The 219-nt window shown below is 20.5% G+C and carries 1 protein-coding gene; it reads left to right on the top strand.

Annotated features, from left to right (window positions below; genetic code table 11):
* Positions 1–219: hypothetical protein (locus AACQ14_RS24095; protein ID WP_339366075.1), on the top strand; the 219-nt coding region annotated here is incomplete at both ends.

Here is a 219-nt window from a genome sequence, read left to right as displayed (position 1 = left end):
GTTGGATTTATAATAGCATTGTTAGAGAAAAAAACCAAGAAAAGTACTTATTTATATTTTTCATTTTTCATAGTATTGTATATTATACTATTTTATTCAATCAAGATTATTAATGAAAGAATGATGATTTCAATTAATTATATATTTATAGTTATGACATTTATCACTAATCTTAGATATGTTTATAAAAGAGATGACAGAACAGCAATGATTTTTGCA

It is taken from the genome of Vallitalea maricola, assembly GCF_036985595.1.
GTDB lineage: Bacteria > Bacillota > Clostridia > Lachnospirales > Vallitaleaceae > Vallitalea > Vallitalea maricola.
This window is presented reverse-complemented; position numbering and strand designations above follow the sequence as displayed.